This window comes from Vibrio tetraodonis (assembly GCF_003350295.1).
GTDB lineage: Bacteria > Pseudomonadota > Gammaproteobacteria > Enterobacterales > Vibrionaceae > Vibrio > Vibrio tetraodonis.
Genome location: NZ_QLYY01000026.1, coordinates 51,460 through 72,156, shown reverse-complemented (window position 1 = coordinate 72,156; position 20,697 = coordinate 51,460). Strand labels below are relative to the sequence as shown.

The following is a 20,697-nucleotide window of genomic DNA, read 5'->3' as shown; positions in this document are numbered from 1 at the left end:
CGACTTGCATGTGTTAGGCCTGCCGCCAGCGTTCAATCTGAGCCATGATCAAACTCTTCAATTAAAGTTTTGTGCATCTAAGATGCGGCTCAATGAATACTGATAACATTACTGTGTAATGTTGAATTGACTGTGCCGGTATTACTACCGATTGGTCACTCAGTTCATTGATAAATCTTTTTGGATTATCATCAACGAGTGCCCACACAGATTGATAGGTTTAGTTTGTTAAAGAGCGTTGCTTTGAGCTGTTTATCTCTCAAAGCGGAGGTGAATTCTAGCGATATAATTTAAAGAGTCAAACACTTTTTAAAATTAATTTTAATGGCTATTTTCGACCTCACCGACAGGCTTCAGACATATGCCTTACCCCGTGTCAGTGGGAGCGCATTATAGGGATACTCACTAATAAAACAAGTAGAAAATGTGTTTTTTCTATTAAAAAGAATTAACCGATTAAAAAACGCTCTATCTTCATTCTCTATACTAATTTCTGCTAGGAAACTCACTTGCACTGTATCTATAACAAATGGCGCCTTAATAGAGAATTTGATCTTTACAACACAATCCAAAAGTTATGTAACTGAATTTTTGACTCCACAAAAACAACAAAGCCCCGACTTTCGTCGAGGCTTTGTTGTTTAAATATGGTACCGGTGGGCGGACTTGAACCGCCACGCCCGAAGGCAACGGATTTTGAATCCGTCGTGTATACCAATTTCACCACACCGGCATCTTAGGGCTATCACCCCTTGATGGTTGGCATTATACGTATGCATTAATAAGGTGCAAGAGCAAAAGACTGAATTCGCTATCGTTTGCTGATAAATTCACCACAATTAGCCCGGTTGAGTATAAAATGCCTTTTCAGTCTTAATTTATCGCTATATTCTGATCACCAGCTACAACTGAGGTACACAAATTTTATGTTAACAACAGCAGAAGCACAGCCAGCAGGGCTCATGCGTCGTTTAGGAGCTTTGTTTTACGATGGGCTTATTGTTATTGCAATTGAAATGATAGCGGCAGGGGTCGTTATAGCCATTCTCCATGCTCTCATGGCGCTTAGTATTTTTAATCCAGCACCATATATGGATGTCAGTGACTATCTTACACGCCACCCTATTTGGGGGCCTGCCTATACATTTTATCTCGCGGCAGTTTGGGTATACTTCTTTGTTTTCTTTTGGACCAAAGCTGGTCAGACATTAGGCATGAGAGCCTGGAAACTGCAGATACGCAATCAAGATGGAGGTGCGATTTCTGTCACCCAAGCATTGATAAGAATTGCTACATCAGGGTTTGGGTTGGCGAATTTAACGGTACCTATTGACCCAAAGAAACGCGGTTTTCATGATATATGGGCAAAAACACAAGTTATCCTGTTAGACAAAGCGCAGTAGATAATAGAGGAAGGGATACCCCTTCCTCTCGCTATCTAGCAAACCGCTAACTCTTTCAGCATTGATTCTGGGAGGGCCAATTCGTCATTTTTATTAACCTCTACACCACTATTAATTATGTCTTGTGCTATTTGCTTTGCCTCAGACAAAGAGTGCATAGCAGCCGTCCCACACTGATATTCATTTAGTTCAGGAATATGAATTTGTTTTTCAACTTTGAGCACATCATACATAGCTACAAGCCAAGCTTTTGCAACACGGTCTTCTGATGGTGTTCCGACTAAACTCATATAGAACCCTGTTCTACACCCCATAGGGGAGATGTCTATAATTTCTACCTCATTTCCATTGAGATGATTACGCATAAAACCTGCGTATAAGTGTTCTAATGTGTGAATACCTTTCTCAGAAAGAATAGCTTTGTTAGGGGCAGTAAAGCGTAAATCAAATACTGTGATCGTATCGCCACTCGGTGTACTCATGGTCTTTGCGACTCTAACAGCAGGCGCATTCATTTTAGTGTGATCAACAGTAAAGCTATCAAGCAATGGCATTATAATTATCTCCTATTTGCAATAGTCTTACAGCCGTAAGTTATTGCTTTATGTGCCTTGACGTCCTGCAAACCCTAATGATTCATATGCAACTATTCAACAACTTTGTTTAATAACAATAAAAATTAATGACAGAGTCACTTATAGATGATGTGAATAAAAAACAATTAACTCAACAACGCGAATAAAACGTATAATTTGCAACCAGATTAAACGCCAAGTAAATATTAGAAGCGCAGCTCGAAAACCGAGCCGCACTGATAAGAAGATTGATATCAAGTTTCTGAATGAAAGCTGAAATGTAACTTTACGTAGCGGGATATGTTACGAAATTGAGCAAACTACACTGGCTGCTTTAACCCATGGCTCCACTTACTGATCTAAGTATGCAAAATAGCCTTGCAAAAAATCATCAAAGTTTAGCGTATCAGATTGTTCTACTTGACGCTGAGCTTCATGGGATCGCTGAACTTCTTGTTCCATAATCTCTTGGCTATAAGTTGTATATTTGTGCCTCGCGTGCTGCTCACTGTATCTTTGACCAAACTCACAACCCACTTTACCTAAGCCACCAAGTCGTTTGGTATCGGCAAGTAGCTGACCAGAAAACGTAAGTTCTGGATTATCGACCCAAGTGCGAAGTTTATTACATACGGACTGATAAGCTTCTCCGCCATGGACACTATCCATGCGCTGCGCTATGAGAAGAAGTTCATCAAAAACTCGATGAGCCCAATCTTGCAATGATAGCACTTCGCCTTTGCAACCTATTTGTAACTGCAAGCCAACTTTGCGCCCAGATGCGATAACTTTATCCCAGTTTTCCCGCCAACATTCTTGTTCACAAAAGTCCATAGGCTCAAAGTCAGAAAGTGCAGACCAAGTCAGAAAAAGATCGAGAAAGCGGATTTGATCTTCATCGATCCCAACAGAACTGTATGGATTAACATCAAGAGCACGAACCTCAATATATTCTACGCCACCGCGAGATAGCGCCTCTGATGGTTTCTCACCATTTTTAGCCACTCTCTTAGGGCGAATGGGGGCATACAGTTCATTTTCTATTTGTAAGACATTAGTATTGAGCTGGCGATATTCACCCTCTACCTTTACACCAATGTCAGCAAACTCGGTGGATGGTGTTCTAATTGCGGTATTTAAACCATCCAAATATTCATTCAAACTGTTAAAACCAATCCTAAGCGAGCTCTGTGCACTATTAGTGTAGCCAAGATCACTCATACGCAAAGAGGTTGCAAAAGGGAGATAAAGTGTTTGACCAATGTTTTCGAACGGTAACTTTGTTTCTCGGCCTTTGATAAAAGACGAGCAAAGTGCAGGAGAAGCACCAAAAAAGAAAGGGATCAACCATCCAAATCTATAGTAATTTCTGATTAAACCAAAATACGCCTCAGACTTAGAATCACGGCGCTCTGCTTCGCTTTGTTCACCGTATAAAGCATCCCAAAAACATTCCGGAAAAGAGAAGTTAAAATGAACGCCAGAAATAATTTGCATCAAGCTGCCATAGCGACGCTTTAGACCTTCTCGGTAGAGCGTTTTCATTTTCCCTGAATTAGATTCACCGTATTGGGCAAGGTGAATATCATCTTGGTGACTGACATAACATGGCATAGAAAGTGGCCACATTCTCTCCTCAACAAGCTTAGATTGGGTAAAATGGTGGATATCTTCTAACTGTTGAATGAGTGTCTTGATATCAGTAGAGACTGGTGTAATAAATTCCAGTAACGATTCTGAAAAGTCTGTCGTAATCCAATCATTCGCGTAAGCGGAACCAAGGTCTTTGGGGTGAGGGGTTGTCGCAAGTCGGCCATCCTTTTGGTAGCGTAATGTTTCTCTCTCAACCCCCCGAGAGAGGGATTTAAATGACTCTGGTTTGAGAGTAATTTTCTCAAGTCGCTTAGCAAAATCAGTCACAATGAAGTTCACTTCTAGTCCTGATCCAAACATTATGGACCGTTGATATAAAGAGAGACGGAGAAAGTCCGTCTCTCTGTCTTGGTATAGTTATGTGTACTCTAACGAACGATTTCAAGCTCTTCTAGTGGGATTTGTAAACTTTCTAGCTGAGGCTTCAAAGCTTGAACATCACCAACAACTATGATTTGGTAATCATCCGGTGTAAACCACTTAGCTGCCATCTTGTTCAAAGTGCTTTTGCTGACTGTCTCGACAATCTCGTTACGCTGCTGCAGATAATCTTCATCCAAGCTATACGCAAGAATACTGCTAATTAACTGAGCTTTCTGCGATGGTGTTTCGTATTTCAGCGCATCCTGCTGACCCACTGCCAAGCGAAGAAATTCTATTTCTTCATCCGTTATACCTTGCTGACTATACTTATCCAGCTCACTCTGTATCTCTTTGATTGACGCCGCGGTAGTGTCTGCTCGCACTTGAGCAGAGAAAACAATAGCGCCCACTTCCCTATTGGCCGCAAAGTAGCCACTAGCTCCATAGGTATAGCCTTTATCTTCCCTTAAATTTTGATTAATACGACTATTAAAATTACCCGCAAGGTTAAAGTTCGCCAATTGAGTGAGATAAACTTCTCCTGTTGCATCAAACGGTAGGCCTTGACGAACAAACCTAACAATACTCTGTGGAGATCCCGGTTTATCAACTAAATATACTTTTTGTTTACCTGTATTATTTACCACTTGAGGGTGTAAAAGTGGTGCTTCTTCACCATTCCAGCTTTCAATAAAGGCCAACTCTTTTTTGATTTGACGTTTATTGATATCTCCAACCACCACTATCTGAGCTCCCTGAGGAGTATAGTGTTTGCGGTAAAAGGTTTTGACATCATCAAGAGTTAGACTTGAAATCGAGTCTTTTGTACCGTCATTAGGTCGCTGATAGATAGAACCAGAGAAAAGAACTTGTCGAGTCGCTTGTGAAGCCAACCAACTTGGTTTCTGGTGTTGATAAACAATACCTTCCAACATCTGTTTTTTATTACGCTCAAAATCTGAATCCTTGAAAGCAGGCTCTAACAGTACTTCCTGCACAATCTCTAGCGTTTGATGAAGATTCGCTTCAAGGGTGGAGATTGAAATGCTCGTGGTATAATTAGCCGCACTGATAGAGACTGTGCTACCCAGTTTATCTAGCCTTGCCTGTAATTCCTCTTTGGTGGACTTAATCGTCCCCTCTTCCATCATAGTCGCCGTCAGATTTGCTAAGCCTTCTTTACCTTCTTCTACATAACGCTCACCAGCTGGAAAACTAATATCAATCTCAACGGTTGGTGTTTCACTACTTTGAGTGCCAAGCAGTTCTGCACCGTTGTCAAAGTAAATATGATAAAGCTTTGGCATATGTGCTTTAACCGCGTTTGCAACTTCAGGCATTATCGACCGATCAAAGCTGTCTACCGGGCGACGATAATTTAATTCTTTATCACTAACCTTTGCATATTCAGGCAATACCCGTTGCGGCGTTTCAAAAGTAGCTGGTGTGACTGCATAACTCAATTTACGTTTTGGCACTACGCTGAGAGTAACCTTAGGGTGACCATTAACATAACCGTGGTAAGCATCCATCACAGCTTCGGGTGACACTGCGCGTATTTGCTCAAGCTGAGATTGAATCCTGTCTGGCTGGCCAAAGAAAGTTTGATTAGAGGCCAATTGAGACACTTTACCTTTAACACTTTGCAACGCAAAAACTGCATCGGCTTCAGCCATACCAGTTATTTGATCTAGTCGCTGCTGGCTCACTCCTTGCTTTTCAAATCGAGCTAAAGATTGCATTAATGACTGATAAAGTGGTTTCAATTTGCCATCAGGCCCTGATGGTGCCATCGCATAAACATAAAAAACACATGAAAGCTCAGAACAATCCTGAAAGGCACCCGCATCAACCGCTTTTTGCGTTTTTACTAAGTCTTGGTAGAGCAAGCTATTGGTGCCTTGTCCTAGCACATTAGCTAAAGCATTTAAGGAAGCTTCTGTTTTGTCACCTTGATAAGTCGTCGGCCAACCAATAAGCACCATAGGTTGCTGGATGCGGTCTTCTAATGTTATGAACTTATCTTCGGTCAATATAGCAGGTTGCTTAGGCGCACTTTCTACTTCAGGTCCTTTAGGGATAGAACCAAAATATTTATTCACCCAAGCCAGCGTCTGCGCCACATCAATGTCCCCTCCGATGGTTAGGACTGCATTGTTAGGACCGTACCAACGTAGGAAAAACGCTTTGAGATCATTGACATCAACACGATCGAGATCTTCAACATAGCCAATGGTCTGCCATGAATAGGGATGACCTTCTGGATAGAGCGCCTCTCCCATTTTCTCCCACATCAACCCATAAGGGCGGTTGTCATAGTTCTGAGCACGCTCATTTTTCACTGTATCACGTTGAATTTCAAACTTACGCTGTGAAACTGCATCAAGCAAAAAGCCCATTCGATCCGACTCAAGCCAGAGCACTTTTTCGAGTTGATTAGCGGGGACAGTTTCAAAATAGTTAGTTCGATCTCGGTTGGTAGTACCATTGAGCGAACCACCCGCTTCGGTGATCAATTTAAAATGCTCTTGATCTGCTACGTGTTCGCTTCCCTGAAACATCATATGCTCAAAAAAATGTGCAAAACCCGACTTACCAACCTCTTCTCTCGCAGAACCAACATGATAGGTAACATCAACATGAACTAAAGGATCAGAATCATCCGGAGATAGAATAACAGTGAGTCCATTATCAAGCTGATACTTAGAGTAGGGAATAACTGTCTTACCAGGCTGTTCAAGTTGCTCTTCAATTAAAGTCACACCGGGAGGAAGAGTAGATTTAGAGGAGAATGGGCCACTTGCACAGCCGTAAATAGTTAAAAGAGAAAAGACACCTAACCAGATTTTTCTCATGACATATCCTTAGAAAAAGCCGTAATACAAGGCTGCTATAAGGCTGTATCGTAATGCTTTACCAATCAATATCAACCATAAACATGGCCAAAAGTGCATTCGTAACCAACCTGCAGCGAAACAAAGAGGATCACCAATTACAGGTAACCAACTAAATAAAAGCGACCAGTAGCCGTATTTACTCAACCAATACTGAGCTTTATGACCATATTTTTCATTTTGAGTTCGGTTGGGCAGCAAGAAACCGAGCCAATAGTTCGTTAAACCACCGAGTGTATTCCCTACAGTGGCAGTAGATACCACTAAAAAAACAGAGTATTGATGAAGAGAAAGCGTTGCAACGAGTCCTGCCTCTGACCCTCCAGGCAAGATAGTTGCGCTCAAAAAACCTGTAATAAATAGCACCCAAAGTGCTGAATCGGAAAACCAAAGTGCGATACTTTCAAAGGCAGCGTTAAACGCTTCTAGCACTGCATATCAAGTAAAATCTTGCCTCGCGTGTGTCCCGTTTCAATTTGTTGATGAGCTTTATCCACTTCACTCATTGGGTAGATATGTTGGATTTCAGTTTTCAATAAGCCCACACTGACCATATAAAGTAAGGCGTCAAGCTGCTCAGGATCTGGACTAACCAAAATACCTGTGGCATCAAAACCTAACATCTTGGCTTTCTCACAAATTAAGTCCGCCGTTATGGTCGGAACCGTGACAACTTTCGCACCATCACTTAAACAATGCAAAGCATCAAGAGCCGCGTCACCACCAACAAGATCAATTAAAACGTCAGCTTCCTCGACTCGCTCAGAAACAGGAGAAAACTCATAGTTGATAGCGTGAGCTCCAAGCGTTGCCATATAATCGAGATTTGCGGCGCTGCATGTGGTAAACACTTCGGCTTTCGCTGCAATAGCGATTTGAATAGCTAGGTGGCCAACGCCACCCGCACCAGCCAGTATCAACACTCTTTGTCCTTCATGAACGCCGGCTTTATCGAGCGCTTGAACCGCAGTTTGGCTGGCCAAAGGTATGGCTGCAGCCGCTTCTAAGGTTGTCGCTTCTGGCACTAAACTAAGCTCTGTTTCAGGAACACAAATATATTGGCTGTAACCTCCCCCTTGTAAAGGGAAGCCAACAAAACCAGCCACCTTATCGCCTGCTGAAAATCGTTCAGCTTGTTCACCACAGGTTAGTATTTCTCCAGAAATATCATACCCAGCTACCCAAGGGAGATTCTCTTTTTTTTGTGATGCTACCCACCCTAGTCCTGCACGCGTTTTCGCATCGAGCGGGTTAATGCCAGCAAAAGCGACTTTCACCAGCACTTCCCCTTTCTGGGGACTCGGCACTGGACTAGACTGAATGGTCAAGACTTCTGGGCCACCAAATTGAGTAATCGTGATTTGTTTGTTTTCCATTTGTTCATATCCATAACGACAACAAAAAAGATGCAAAGCATCCTTTTGAATATATACCATTTATTACTAACGAGTTAACTGCTAAAACTAAAATTAGCCAATAACCTCATCGTGGACTCATAAAATGAGCGCTGAATCAATCAAGAAATCTGTCCAATATGCACAAGTCACCTATTGATAGTAAGTAAAGCATAGAGATTCTGATTTCATGTGAGTTGCACTCTTTTGGCGATATGACTGCAACTTGTCGTGTTAAGAGCTGAGCTATGAAATGGGTAATTAGATATACTTATATCAGTATACGCCGAGTACAATGCTCAGCCATTTCTAATATCTTTTGATCGCAAAGTCATTTGAGACTAATGATTCTATTTTATATATATCAATAAGATGTAGTTACAATATAAACAATAGAAGAACTTAGCTAGCCAAAACCTTTCTAAACTATCAGAACTGGTGTGCGCTGTAGTTTTCAAGAAGCATTAGAAACTATTGATATGCTTTTCAAGCCAAGTTCGAGTGAACACATTGTTTACTTCCCCTTTTTTTACCATGAAATAATAAGGACGTTTGGGTTTATTAGCTTAGATTTCCTAGCCCAAATAGTAATAATTCAAACTCGGTGCATTTTAGTTTGATATTTATTTTTCGACGTAAAAATCAAGTAATATGGAGTTAATATAATGAAAAATAACATTATCATTACACTGGAAGTAGTAGAGCTTGGCTGTATTTTTTTACTCATACTCTTGCAGAGTAAGCATTTACTTAGTGAGGAGTTTTGAGGTATGGCGCGCTCGGAAGGATTCGAACCTTCGACCGCCTGGTTCGTAGCCAGGTACTCTATCCAGCTGAGCTACGAGCGCGCAATGTTTTGATATTGAATATCCAATATCAGGAATATCAATTCCTAAAAATAAGTGGCGCGTCCTGGAGGATTCGAACCTCCGACCGCCTGGTTCGTAGCCAGGTACTCTATCCAGCTGAGCTAAGGACGCACGAAAGTCTAATAAAATGCTTTATTAAACTCTTATAGATGGCGCGCTCGGAAGGATTCGAACCTTCGACCGCCTGGTTCGTAGCCAGGTACTCTATCCAGCTGAGCTACGAGCGCGCAATGTTTTGATATTGAATATCCAATATCAGGAATATCAATTCCTAAAAATAAGTGGCGCGTCCTGGAGGATTCGAACCTCCGACCGCCTGGTTCGTAGCCAGGTACTCTATCCAGCTGAGCTAAGGACGCACGAGAATCTAATAAAATGCTTTATTAGACTTTAATAGATGGCGCGCTCGGAAGGATTCGAACCTTCGACCGCCTGGTTCGTAGCCAGGTACTCTATCCAGCTGAGCTACGAGCGCGCTAATGTTCCCGCAGGAACTTTGTGAAGTATATCACGTAAACTTTTGTTTAAAACAAAAAAATTGACTCGAGGCCAATTAATGGCGGTGAGGGAGGGATTCGAACCCTCGATGCAGCTACAAACCGCATACTCCCTTAGCAGGGGAGCGCCTTCAGCCTCTCGGCCACCTCACCGATTTATTCCTTGGTAAGGAATGGCGCGCTCGGAAGGATTCGAACCTTCGACCGCCTGGTTCGTAGCCAGGTACTCTATCCAGCTGAGCTACGAGCGCGCAATAATCAATGTTTTAAACTCGCTCCAATAAGAGCAAAACAAGAATGGCGGTGAGGGAGGGATTCGAACCCTCGATGCGGCTACAAACCGCATACTCCCTTAGCAGGGGAGCGCCTTCAGCCTCTCGGCCACCTCACCATCTTGCGGAGGCTCATATTACGATTTACCAAAAATATGTCAAACATTTTCTTGGTAAAAATCATAAAAACCTTTCCAAACGTCGGCAATTTAATCAAAGCGATGCTAATTCACTCTTTTATCTAAAAATGAATTTTATTAATTGTATAAAAAAGACCAACATAAGTCGGCCTTTTTTATCTCACTAGTAATTACCTGAAGTCGTATTACCATTGCCTTTTTCAGCTTGAATACGCATGTAAATTTCTTCACGGTGAACAGACACTTCTTTAGGTGCATTAACACCAATACGAACCTGATTACCTTTTACGCCCAGTACAGTGACTGTGACTTCATCGCCGATCATGAGAGTTTCGCCTACGCGGCGAGTTAAAATTAGCATTCTGTGCTCCTTGAGTAATCTCTGATTTTTCTTGCTACGAGGCTATTATCCAACAAAAGTTATATTTTCGTAAACTTTATTCTCAAACCTGATTAACTAGAACATACCCTTTTAGGCTGATAGTTAATCGCTTGCGCTGAGACAAAGTACGCATGATGCAATATGTTTGCGGCTTTGTCGATGCTTTCTGAGGACAGCACCCATGTCAATGAACCTTGGTTAACACTAGAGTGAATAACTTTAATACCTTGTTCAGCCAGTAACACATCAGATAACTCGAGCAACCCATCAAGCTGTTGGCCAACGAGTGTCAGCAAACTAACCTCTTCACTTATAATGATTTTATCACCAAAAATCAGTTCCAGTTTGGCATAAGCTTCATGTTTTATGATTATAGTCACCCCATCTTTGTGCTCAGACACGCTCCAGATGTGGACCCCCAACATTTTACACTGTCTTTCAAAACTGAGGTAATCGTCATTGGCTAGATTAATGCAAATCATTTGACGCTGAATAGCAATACCACACAGAGGTTGCTCAGGTTCATTTCCTTTTAACAAACTTCCTTCTGAGGGGCTAAATGTCGATAAAACACGCAGTGGAACACAATTTTTCCTAGCATACTGCACAGAAGGCAAATGAAGTATTTTTGCCCCTCGATAAGCCATTTCCTCCATTGATATACAATCAATGACGTCAATTTTTTTCGCTTCTGGCACGACATTGGGGTCACAAGTATATATACCATCCACATCGGTAAAAATTTGGCACTCATCGGCTTGTAGCGCACCGGCTAATGTCACAGCACTGGTATCTGAACCACCGCGCCCCAAGGTGGTGATATCCCCATATTGGTTAACCCCTTGAAATCCAGCCACTATGACTATCACATCTTGTGATAATAGTGCCTCAATAGCAGAGGTATCAATGCTCAAGATCGAGGCGTTGTTATGCTGATGATCAGTAATAATATTTGCCTGTACACCAGTCAAAGAACGTGACGAGTAACCTTGTTTATTTAAGGCCATCGCTAATAAAGCCATGGATACCTGTTCACCAGTAGAAAGCAGGACGTCAAGCTCTCGAGCTGTGGGCACACTATCAATTTGCTTGGCTAAATCCATTAACCGATTGGTTTCTCCTGACATTGCTGACACAACAACAACAATTTGATTACCTTGATTTTTTGCCTTGATGATGTGCTCGGCGACTCTATGGATATTTTCAATTGTTCCAACAGAGGTTCCACCAAACTTTTGCACGATAAGGGGATGTTTCACCAGTCTTCACCTTCCCAAGACCATAGTCTTATTCGCACCACGAACTATTACCATATAACTGCTTGTGGTAGTAACAACAAAAGCCAAGAACTCTAAGACATCCAGGGGAGTGCCAGATTATTCACTTGGCTAGCTCAAAAAATTACGCTCAACCAAATTGGGTTGAGCGTAAAAGTTTATAGACGTTCTTCTAGCCAAGGCTGAACTGTCTTTATAGCTTGTGGGAGTGCCGCAATATCACTACCCCCTGCTTGAGCCATATCTGGACGTCCACCACCTTTACCACCAACCTGCTCAGCGACCATTTTAACCAAATCTCCAGCCTTGACTTTACCGACTAGGTCCTTAGTTACTCCAGCGATTAAGCCTATTTTGCCATCATTAACATTGGCTAACATTACAACACCGCTACCCAATTGGTTTTTGATGTCATCAACCATGGTACGTAAGTTTTTACTATCCGCACCTTCCATTTCAGCAATGAGAACTTTAATGCCCTTGATTTCTTGGGCTTTGCCCATAATGTTGGCACTTTCTGCTGCCGCCATTTTGTCCTTAAGCTTTTGGATCTCTTTCTCTAGAGCTTTAGCCTTGTTAGCAGACTCCACCAACTTCTCTTCGTATTTAGCTTGCTGCATTTCAATGGTATCAAGCGCCGCTTCACCTGTTACTGCCTCTATACGGCGAACGCCTGCCGCTATCCCACCTTCAGAAGTGATCTTGAATAAGCCGATATCACCAGTGCTTGATGCGTGAATACCACCACAGAGCTCAGTAGAGAAATCCCCCATTGAAAGTACACGAACCTCATCATCGTACTTCTCGCCAAACAAGGCCATTGCACCTTTTTGTTTAGCCGATTCTATATCCATGATTTGCGTTTCAATGACGTGATTACGGCGGATTTGAGCATTAACCAATCGTTCCACCTGTTTAAGTTCAGCAGGTGTTACCGCTTCTAAGTGAGAAAAGTCAAAGCGTAGGTTTTCTGACTTAACCAAGGAGCCTTTTTGCGTAACATGCTCTCCCAAAACTTGACGAAGTGCAGCATGCAGCAGGTGAGTGGCGGAATGGTTTAGCGAGATTGCAGCACGTCGCTTAGCATCAACCAAGGTTTCTACTTTGTCATCTTTGGCTAACACACCTTCTGCTAATACACCATAGTGAGCAATGGCATTACCTAGCTTCTGTGTATCTTCTACTTTAAAAACACCCGATTGAGTTTTAAGAACACCTGTATCACCACACTGACCACCAGACTCTGCGTAAAAAGGCGTCTCATCTAAGATAACTATTGCTTTATCACCCGCAGATAATGACTCAGCCACTTCACCATCAACAAACATTTCGGTCACAGTGCTACTTCCTTGAGTGGCAAGGTAACCGCAAAAGTCAGAATGTGTTTGAGTTTTGATTGTCGCGTTGTAATCAGTACCGAACTGACCTGCTTCACGAGCGCGCTGACGCTGAGCTTCCATAGCCTTTTCGAAGCCTTGCTCATCAATCGAAAATTCACGCTCACGCGCAACATCGTTGGTTAAGTCTGCCGGGAAGCCATAGGTATCATAAAGCTTAAATACGGTTTCCCCATCAAGAACCTTACCCTCTAGGTTATCCAGAGCCTCATTGAGGATAGCCATGCCACGCTCTAGGGTACGACCAAAGTTTTCTTCCTCAATTCTCAGCACTTTTTCTACAACCGCTTGCTGTTTCTTGAGCTCTTCGCCAGCAGAGCCCATCACATCAGCCAAAACTCCAACAATCTTGTGGAAAAACACGCCCTGAGCACCGAGTTTATTACCGTGGCGAACCGCACGACGTATAATACGACGCAAAACATACCCACGGCCTTCATTGGAAGGCATAACACCATCGACAATCAAAAATGCACACGAGCGAATGTGATCAGCAATCACTCGCAATGATTGGTTTGACAGGTCTTGATAGCCAATCGTCTGCGCTGCTGCTTGAATAAGCTTTTGGAATACATCGATTTCATAGTTTGAGTGAACGCCTTGCATGATAGCTGAAATGCGCTCGATGCCCATTCCTGTATCGACCGCAGGCTTAGGCAAAGGCTCCATCGTACCGTCAGCATGACGATTAAACTGCATAAATACGTTATTCCAGATCTCGATAAAACGATCACCGTCTTCTTCTGGAGTACCAGGACGTCCGCCCCAAATGTGCTCGCCGTGATCATAGAAGATCTCGGTACATGGTCCACAAGGACCTGTATCTCCCATGGTCCAGAAATTGTCTGACTCGTATTGTTTACCGCCCTTTTTATCACCGATACGCACAATACGATCAGCAGGAACACCAACTTGTTTGTTCCAAATTTCAAAAGCTTCATCGTCGGTTTCATAGACGGTGACCAAAAGACGATCTTTAGGTAGCTTTAGAGTCTCAGTTAAGAATTCCCAAGCATAAGCAATCGCATCTTGTTTAAAGTAGTCACCAAAACTGAAGTTACCCAGCATTTCGAAGAAGGTATGATGGCGAGCAGTAAAACCAACGTTTTCTAGATCGTTATGTTTACCACCAGCACGTACACAACGCTGAGCGGTCGTTGCTCGAGTGTAGGCTCGTTTCTCTGCACCTAAAAAGCAATCTTTAAATTGGTTCATACCTGCATTTGTAAATAGCAGAGTTGGATCGTTGTGTGGGACCAAAGATGAACTATCTACTATTTGGTGTCCCTTGCTTTCAAAGAATTTGAGGAACGCATTACGAACCTCGTCAGTGCTCATGTACATGCAGCGCTTCCTAGAAATAATCGAGTTAGAATTTTGCGCTATTGTAGATCATGCCAAGCTCCACGACTAGGCCCTGTTGATCTTTCACGCACTATTTTTCCAAAGCAGTGCAAATATTAGGATCTAAGTTATCTGTTAATCGCAAATGCGCGAGTTTGTCGTTAGGCTGGTATACGAAGTGGAAAGAGAGTGCGAGCTTATAATTAATTAGCAAAACCATTGTTAGGCTTAATCATACTCATTTTTGCCTAACGCATATTCTATCTGTTCAAAGGTAAAACCTCGATATTGAAAAAAACGAACTTGCTTAGCATATTGCTTTGGATCTTCAGCCTTTTGGCCATGAAATTTTTTTTCACCAACTTGTTTAGCCAATTCAAACCAATCTTGTGACTCTTCCTCCATCGCCAGATCGATTATCGCCTCTGCTACTTTCTTCTGCTTTAGTTCTTGACGAATACGTCTCTCTCCATGTCCTTTATAAACATGTTGTCTTACTTGGCTTTTAGCATAGCGAAGATCATCGAGGTAGTTATGATTAAGGCAAAATTTTATCGCTTCATAAACTGTATTTTCATCGAAACCTTTGTAAATAAGTTTTTGACTAAGTTCATACTCACCATGATCTCTTCGACTCAAGAGTTGCATCGCAACATCTTTGGCAGATAAAGATGGTAAGGCTCTTTTAAACATAAGCTTCCTAAAGTTGGGTATAAAAAAGCCCCGCTCAGCTGGCAGGGCTCATAATCATTATAACGGTATAATAACTTACAACTCTTCTTTCTCTGGCATTTGCTCTAACTCAGAATCATCAGCTTGAATTTCAGCGGGAGAAAGCAGCATATCGCGCAGCGTAGCATCAATAGTTTGCGAAACATTCACATTTTCACGTAAGAACTTGGCTGCATTCGCTTTACCCTGGCCAATTTTATCGCCATTGTAGCTATACCAAGCGCCAGCTTTCTCAATCAGTTTGTGTTTCACACCCAAATCAATCAGCTCACCTTCACGGTTAAACCCTTGACCATACATAATCTGAGTTTCCGCTTGTTTAAATGGCGCTGCAATCTTGTTCTTAACCACTTTGATACGAGTTTCGTTACCGACAACTTCATCGCCTTCTTTGATTGAACCTGTACGACGAATATCAAGACGAACTGAAGCATAGAACTTAAGTGCATTACCACCTGTTGTAGTTTCAGGGTTGCCAAACATCACGCCTATTTTCATACGAATTTGGTTAATGAAGATACACATACAGTTTGACTGTTTAAGGTTACCCGTTAGTTTACGCATGGCTTGCGACAGCATACGAGCTTGAAGACCCATGTGGCTGTCACCCATCTCACCTTCAATTTCTGCTTTAGGCGTTAACGCAGCAACAGAGTCGACCACCATAACGTCAATTGCACCAGAGCGAGCTAATGCATCACAAATTTCAAGTGCTTGCTCACCAGTATCCGGCTGAGATACTAATAAGGCATCTATATCGACGCCCAACTTTTTCGCATAAACAGGGTCAAGTGCATGCTCTGCATCAATAAAAGCACAGGTTTTACCTTCACGTTGAGCAGCGGCAATAAGTTCAAGAGTGAGTGTGGTTTTACCTGATGACTCAGGACCATAGATTTCGACAATGCGCCCCATAGGAAGGCCACCAGCACCTAACGCAATATCAAGAGAAAGTGAACCAGTAGAGATGGTTTCTACATCCATGGCACGGTTATCGCCAAGACGCATGATAGAACCTTTACCGAATTGCTTTTCAATCTGACCAAGTGCTGCCGCGAGCGCTTTCTGTTTGTTATCGTCCATCATTTTCTCCACTTCACTCATCACGTTGATTGATGATATTTGAATGCTTATTACTGCGTCAGAGCTATTCTGAGCCATCGATACAAATTATTATACTGTTGATTCATACAGTGTCCATAGTTATAGAGATTTTTTTTGTATCTCATCTGCATCTTGTTAATTTTTGTGAGTTTAATTTTAACTCTTCAGTTTTTCATACAATACTTGCAACGCAAAGGTTACTGCTTGCTGTCGTACTTCTGCTCTATCACCAGAAAAACATTGGGTATCAACTTTTAGCCACCCTTGATCATCGGCCCATGCAAAACATACTGTCCCGACGGGCTTTTCTGCACTGCCTCCACCAGGTCCAGCCACACCACTAATGGAAACACCAATGTTGGCATTAGAATACTTAAGCGCTCCTTGCACCATTTCCACCGCCGTCATCTCACTAACTGCACCATGCGATTGAATGGTGTCTTCAGCAACCCCTAGCATCTCGACTTTAGCGGCATTGCTGTAGGTAACAAAAGCACGATCAAACCAAGCAGAGCTTCCAGGTATATCCGTGATCGCCGCTGATACACCGCCTCCAGTACAGGACTCTGCCGTTGTGAGGTGTAATTGACGGTATTTTAAACACTCCCCCAAGTTTGCCGATAAGATTTGCTGTGATTCCATACCTAAAAACCTCATTGTGACTTTTCGCCAAATCGTGATTAACGTATCCTAAGCCGCAATAGACACAAACGAAAGAAATTACCCGTGAAAGCTGAACAAAAACACACTCCCATGATGCAGCAATATCTCAAGCTTAAGGCTGAGAATCCGGACATCTTGTTATTTTATCGGATGGGGGATTTCTATGAACTTTTTTATGATGATGCCAAGCGTGCCTCCCAACTGCTTGAGATTTCATTAACAAAACGCGGAGCATCAGCTGGCGAACCGATTCCAATGGCGGGGGTGCCATTCCATGCTGTGGAAGGCTATCTCGCAAAATTAGTTCAGTTAGGAGAGTCTGTCGCTATCTGTGAACAGATTGGCGATCCTGCTACAAGTAAAGGCCCTGTAGAGCGAAAGGTGGTGCGCATTGTCACCCCCGGAACCGTGACCGATGAGGCGCTACTTTCTGAGCGTGTTGATAACCTCATCGCAGCTATCTATCACCAAGACGGTAAATTTGGTTATGCGACTCTAGATGTCACATCAGGACGCTTCCAACTAACAGAACCCCAAACTGAAGAAGCGATGGCTGCAGAGCTGCAACGTACTTCACCAAAAGAATTGCTGTTTCCTGAAGATTTCGCACCTGTGGAGCTCATGGCCTCGCGCAATGGTAATCGCCGCCGCCCAATTTGGGAGTTTGAGCTCGATACTGCTAAGCAGCAACTTAACCAACAATTTGGCACCAGAGATTTGGTTGGATTTGGGGTCGAAAATGCGGCGCTCGGACTATGCGCTGCTGGATGTTTGATCCAATATGTCAAAGACACCCAGCGCACCGCACTACCCCATATCCGTTCTCTTACCTATGATCAGCAAAATAGTTCGGTGATCCTCGATGCCGCCACTCGGCGTAATTTAGAAATCACCCAGAACCTTTCTGGTGGTTCAGAAAACACGCTGGCAGAAGTGTTGGATCGCAGCGCAACAGCGATGGGAAGCCGAATGTTAAAGCGCTGGTTGCACCAACCAATGCGAGACATCAAAACATTAAATCATCGCCTTGATGCAATTAGCGAGCTCAAAGAGCTGGCTTTGTTCTCAGAACTTGAACCAATTCTCAAACAAATTGGTGATATTGAGCGTATCTTAGCACGTCTTGCTCTTCGCAGTGCTCGCCCTAGAGATCTGGCACGCCTGCGCCACGCGATGCAGCAATTACCCGATTTGGCTGACACCATGGGTGCCTTGGCTCATCCATACCTAGCTAAGCTTGCCAATTATGCCGCGCCGCAGCAAACCGTTTGTGAATTACTTGAACGAGCCATAAAAGAGAATCCTCCTGTTGTAATTAGAGATGGTGGTGTAATTGCAGAGGGTTATAACCAAGAACTTGATGAATGGCGTAAATTGGCCGAAGGGGCAACCGAATATCTCGACAAGCTTGAACAAGATGAAAGAGAACGTCATGGTATCGACAGTTTAAAAGTCGGTTACAACAACGTTCATGGCTTCTTTATCCAAGTCAGCCGGGGACAAAGTCATTTAGTCCCTCCTCATTACGTTCGTCGCCAAACATTAAAAAACGCTGAGCGCTATATTATTCCCGAGCTCAAAGAACATGAAGATAAAGTTCTCAATTCGAAATCCAAAGCGTTGTCGCTTGAAAAACAGTTATGGGAAGAGCTGTTTGACCTATTGCTGCCTAATCTAGAAAAACTGCAAAATCTGGCTTCAGCAGTATCACAAATCGATGTACTGCAAAATCTTGCTGAGCGAGCAGATAGCCTTGATTATTGCCGTCCGATCTTAACAGATGATACTGGCATCCATATTCAAGCCGGTCGCCACCCAGTGGTTGAACAGGTATTGGATGAGCCTTTCATCGCCAATCCAATAGAACTCAATTCGAAGCGAAAAATGTTGATTATTACTGGTCCCAATATGGGCGGTAAGTCTACTTATATGCGCCAGACAGCCCTCATTGCCTTAATGGCTCATATTGGCTCATACGTTCCTGCTGAGTCCGCTCAAATTGGCTCCATTGATCGAATATTTACCCGTATTGGCGCTTCAGACGACCTAGCGTCTGGGCGCTCTACATTCATGGTTGAAATGACAGAAACTGCCAATATTTTACATAATGCGACGACCAAAAGTTTAGTACTTATGGATGAAATTGGTCGAGGCACAAGTACTTATGACGGCTTGTCGCTTGCATGGGCTAGCACGGAATGGTTAGCAAAACAACTAGGAGCAATGACTTTATTTGCAACTCACTACTTTGAGTTAACTGAGTTACCAAATCAGATACCACACTTAGCTAACGTACACTTAGATGCCGTTGAACACGGTGACAGTATTGCTTTCATGCATTCAGTACAAGAAGGGGCTGCAAGTAAGTCCTATGGTCTTGCTGTCGCTGCGCTTGCCGGTGTACCAAAAAGCGTGATTAAAAATGCACGCGTCAAGCTATCTAAATTGGAACTGCTCAGTAAGGCTGAAAGCAAGCCTAACCCCAGCTTAGGTGATAGTGCAAACCAAATCAGTCTTATACCAGAGCCAAGTGAAGTTGAGGAAAGTCTAGCCAATATTAACCCAGACGACCTTACTCCACGCCAAGCTCTAGAAGAGCTGTATAGGCTGAAAAAGCTGTTGTGACCAGAATAAAAATGGGCTGCGGTAGCAGCCCATTTTTTACCTACAGCTTTCTTCGAAGCAAAAGTAAAGCGATGGTCAAGAAAACAATACTTGGCATGACGGCGCCAAAGACTGGAGGGATACTGTATACCAAACTCAATGGACCAAAAAACTCACTGGATATATAAAAAGTAAATCCAGCCACAACACCTGAGAGAATGCGAGCTCCCATAGTCACGCTGCGCAATGGTCCAAAAATAAACGATAGGGCCATCAGCATCATCACTGCGATGGAAAAAGGTTGAGTCACTTTTCTCCATAGTGCCAATTCATACCGAGAGGAATCTTGCTCTGAGTCCTTAAGATAGTAAACATAATCAAACAATCCTCCCAGAGAAAGCTCTTCAGGCTTGACCGTAACTAGCGCAAGCTTGTCTGGAGCAAGTGATGTCGTCCAGCGGTATTCAGGAAGATTGGTCTTGGATATTTCAACTTCATCAGCCATCTCAGTCACCTGGACATTCTTCATTAACCAATTGTTATCGGATAGATAATCGACTTGCTCTGCATAGACAACCGTTTCCAATTGCTTATCCGAATTGAATCGCCACATGTTCAGCCCATACAACTTGTCATCATCAATTTTGCCTATGAAGATAAAGTCGTTAGCATCTCGAGCCCACACTCCAGTCCGTACCGACATAATTGCGCCGCCAGATGTACTAAATGCACGTAGATCTCGCGCCATTTTTTGTGCTTGTGGTGCGCCCCACTGACCAAGTAACGTCACCAATACCATTAGGGGAACAGCCGTTTTAAGTACTGACAAACCAATATCGAGTTTGGAATAACCTGCCGCCTGCATAACAACCAACTCTGAGCTGGATGCCAGCATACCAAGCCCAATCAGAGCTCCTAGCAAAGCTGCCATAGGGAAAAACATTTCAATATCACGAGGAATGCTCAGAATCACATAGAACAGAGCTTGCAGTAAATCGTAGCTCCCCTGACCAACCTTACGTAGCTGCTCTACGTATTTAATGATCGAAGAAAGGCCGACAAAGGTTGCTAGCACCAATGATGTAGTGGCAATAATCGTTTTGCCGATATAAAGATCAAGAATTTTAAACACGG

General features: G+C 43.0%; 14 protein-coding genes, 9 tRNA genes and 1 rRNA gene. 2 read left to right on the top strand and 22 right to left on the bottom strand.

Features of this window, described 5'->3' with window-relative positions; genetic code table 11:
- Together DPF90_RS18695 and DPF90_RS18690 are read right to left on the bottom strand one after the other, a co-directional pair.
- Positions 1 to 64, bottom strand: a 16S ribosomal RNA gene (locus tag DPF90_RS18695); the annotation flags it as partial.
- A 584-nt stretch (positions 65 to 648) separates the two neighbouring features.
- Positions 649 to 733, bottom strand: a tRNA-Leu gene (locus DPF90_RS18690).
- A 229-nt stretch (positions 734 to 962) separates the two neighbouring features.
- Here DPF90_RS18690 and DPF90_RS18685 point away from each other — a divergent pair.
- Positions 963 to 1,403, top strand: coding sequence for an RDD family protein (locus DPF90_RS18685; RefSeq protein WP_114787827.1), 441 nt, complete (start codon positions 963 to 965; stop codon positions 1,401 to 1,403).
- 35 nt (positions 1,404 to 1,438) lie between these two features.
- On the opposite strand, the gene luxS is transcribed toward DPF90_RS18685, so the two are convergent.
- The 19 genes from luxS to pncC form a co-directional block, all read right to left on the bottom strand.
- Positions 1,439 to 1,957, bottom strand: a complete 519-nt coding sequence (gene luxS / locus DPF90_RS18680) for an S-ribosylhomocysteine lyase (RefSeq protein ID WP_114787823.1) — start codon at positions 1,955 to 1,957, stop codon at positions 1,439 to 1,441.
- 372 nt (positions 1,958 to 2,329) lie between these two features.
- Complete coding sequence (gene gshA / locus DPF90_RS18675) at positions 2,330 to 3,898, bottom strand: glutamate--cysteine ligase (protein ID WP_114787826.1); 1,569 nt, start codon at positions 3,896 to 3,898, stop codon at positions 2,330 to 2,332.
- A 101-nt stretch (positions 3,899 to 3,999) separates the two neighbouring features.
- Positions 4,000 to 6,849, bottom strand: a complete 2,850-nt coding sequence (locus tag DPF90_RS18670) for a M16 family metallopeptidase (RefSeq protein WP_114787822.1) — start codon at positions 6,847 to 6,849, stop codon at positions 4,000 to 4,002.
- A gap of 9 nt (positions 6,850 to 6,858) precedes the next feature.
- Complete coding sequence (locus tag DPF90_RS18665; RefSeq protein ID WP_114787821.1) at positions 6,859 to 7,320, bottom strand: YqaA family protein; 462 nt, start codon at positions 7,318 to 7,320, stop codon at positions 6,859 to 6,861.
- Positions 7,314 to 8,264: an NADP-dependent oxidoreductase gene (locus DPF90_RS18660; RefSeq protein ID WP_114787820.1), complete on the bottom strand. Its 951-nt coding sequence runs from the start codon at positions 8,262 to 8,264 to the stop codon at positions 7,314 to 7,316. Before DPF90_RS18660 ends, DPF90_RS18665 begins: the two co-directional genes overlap by 7 nt.
- A 789-nt stretch (positions 8,265 to 9,053) precedes the next feature.
- Positions 9,054 to 9,130: transfer RNA gene (locus tag DPF90_RS18655), tRNA-Arg, on the bottom strand.
- 55 nt (positions 9,131 to 9,185) lie between these two features.
- Positions 9,186 to 9,262: transfer RNA gene (locus DPF90_RS18650), tRNA-Arg, on the bottom strand.
- A gap of 39 nt (positions 9,263 to 9,301) precedes the next feature.
- Positions 9,302 to 9,378, bottom strand: a tRNA-Arg gene (locus DPF90_RS18645).
- Positions 9,379 to 9,433: 55 nt separating this feature from the next.
- A tRNA-Arg gene (locus DPF90_RS18640) sits at positions 9,434 to 9,510 on the bottom strand.
- Positions 9,511 to 9,549: 39 nt separating this feature from the next.
- A tRNA-Arg gene (locus tag DPF90_RS18635) sits at positions 9,550 to 9,626 on the bottom strand.
- A gap of 82 nt (positions 9,627 to 9,708) precedes the next feature.
- Positions 9,709 to 9,801: transfer RNA gene (locus DPF90_RS18630), tRNA-Ser, on the bottom strand.
- A gap of 21 nt (positions 9,802 to 9,822) precedes the next feature.
- Positions 9,823 to 9,899: transfer RNA gene (locus DPF90_RS18625), tRNA-Arg, on the bottom strand.
- Positions 9,900 to 9,946: 47 nt separating this feature from the next.
- Positions 9,947 to 10,039: transfer RNA gene (locus DPF90_RS18620), tRNA-Ser, on the bottom strand.
- Positions 10,040 to 10,223: 184 nt separating this feature from the next.
- Complete coding sequence (gene csrA / locus DPF90_RS18615; protein WP_114787819.1) at positions 10,224 to 10,421, bottom strand: carbon storage regulator CsrA; 198 nt, start codon at positions 10,419 to 10,421, stop codon at positions 10,224 to 10,226.
- A 92-nt stretch (positions 10,422 to 10,513) separates the two neighbouring features.
- Entirely contained in the window at positions 10,514 to 11,701 is a 1,188-nt protein-coding gene (locus DPF90_RS18610) for an aspartate kinase (RefSeq protein ID WP_114787818.1), read from the bottom strand.
- 176 nt (positions 11,702 to 11,877) lie between these two features.
- On the bottom strand, positions 11,878 to 14,460 hold the full coding sequence (gene alaS / locus DPF90_RS18605; RefSeq protein WP_114787817.1) for an alanine--tRNA ligase: 2,583 nt from the start codon (positions 14,458 to 14,460) through the stop codon (positions 11,878 to 11,880).
- Between the two features lie 228 nt (positions 14,461 to 14,688).
- Positions 14,689 to 15,153 carry a recombination regulator RecX gene (gene recX / locus DPF90_RS18600; protein ID WP_114787816.1) on the bottom strand — a complete coding sequence of 155 codons (465 nt, stop codon included), beginning with the start codon at positions 15,151 to 15,153 and terminating at the stop codon, positions 14,689 to 14,691.
- A 75-nt stretch (positions 15,154 to 15,228) separates the two neighbouring features.
- The gene (gene recA / locus DPF90_RS18595) at positions 15,229 to 16,275 is read right to left on the bottom strand and encodes a recombinase RecA (RefSeq protein ID WP_114787825.1); all 1,047 of its coding nucleotides are present in this window, start codon (positions 16,273 to 16,275) and stop codon (positions 15,229 to 15,231) included.
- Positions 16,276 to 16,452: 177 nt separating this feature from the next.
- Positions 16,453 to 16,938, bottom strand: coding sequence for a nicotinamide-nucleotide amidase (pncC, locus tag DPF90_RS18590; protein WP_114787815.1), 486 nt, complete (start codon positions 16,936 to 16,938; stop codon positions 16,453 to 16,455).
- An 84-nt stretch (positions 16,939 to 17,022) separates the two neighbouring features.
- On the opposite strand from pncC, the gene mutS reads away from it, so the two are divergent.
- A complete protein-coding gene (gene mutS / locus DPF90_RS18585; protein WP_114787814.1) occupies positions 17,023 to 19,584 on the top strand; it encodes a DNA mismatch repair protein MutS in 2,562 nt (853 codons plus the stop codon).
- Positions 19,585 to 19,624: 40 nt separating this feature from the next.
- Here mutS and lptG read toward each other — a convergent pair whose 3' ends face one another.
- The gene (lptG, locus tag DPF90_RS18580) at positions 19,625 to 20,695 is read right to left on the bottom strand and encodes an LPS export ABC transporter permease LptG (protein ID WP_114787813.1); all 1,071 of its coding nucleotides are present in this window, start codon (positions 20,693 to 20,695) and stop codon (positions 19,625 to 19,627) included.
- Positions 20,696 to 20,697 lie beyond the last annotated feature (2 nt).

Excerpts from the sequence above, each read along its gene's own strand:
- DPF90_RS18685 (WP_114787827.1), top strand. The coding sequence starts at position 963 with ATGCGTCGTTTAGGAGCTTTGTTTTACGATGGGCTTATTGTTATTGCA.
- luxS (WP_114787823.1), bottom strand. The coding sequence starts at position 1,957 with ATGCCATTGCTTGATAGCTTTACTGTTGATCACACTAAAATGAATGCG.
- DPF90_RS18670 (WP_114787822.1), bottom strand. The coding sequence starts at position 6,849 with ATGAGAAAAATCTGGTTAGGTGTCTTTTCTCTTTTAACTATTTACGGC.
- DPF90_RS18660 (WP_114787820.1), bottom strand. The coding sequence starts at position 8,264 with ATGGAAAACAAACAAATCACGATTACTCAATTTGGTGGCCCAGAAGTC.
- csrA (WP_114787819.1), bottom strand. The coding sequence starts at position 10,421 with ATGCTAATTTTAACTCGCCGCGTAGGCGAAACTCTCATGATCGGCGAT.
- alaS (WP_114787817.1), bottom strand. The coding sequence starts at position 14,460 with ATGTACATGAGCACTGACGAGGTTCGTAATGCGTTCCTCAAATTCTTT.
- recX (WP_114787816.1), bottom strand. The coding sequence starts at position 15,153 with ATGTTTAAAAGAGCCTTACCATCTTTATCTGCCAAAGATGTTGCGATG.
- recA (WP_114787825.1), bottom strand. The coding sequence starts at position 16,275 with ATGGACGATAACAAACAGAAAGCGCTCGCGGCAGCACTTGGTCAGATT.
- pncC (WP_114787815.1), bottom strand. The coding sequence starts at position 16,938 with ATGGAATCACAGCAAATCTTATCGGCAAACTTGGGGGAGTGTTTAAAA.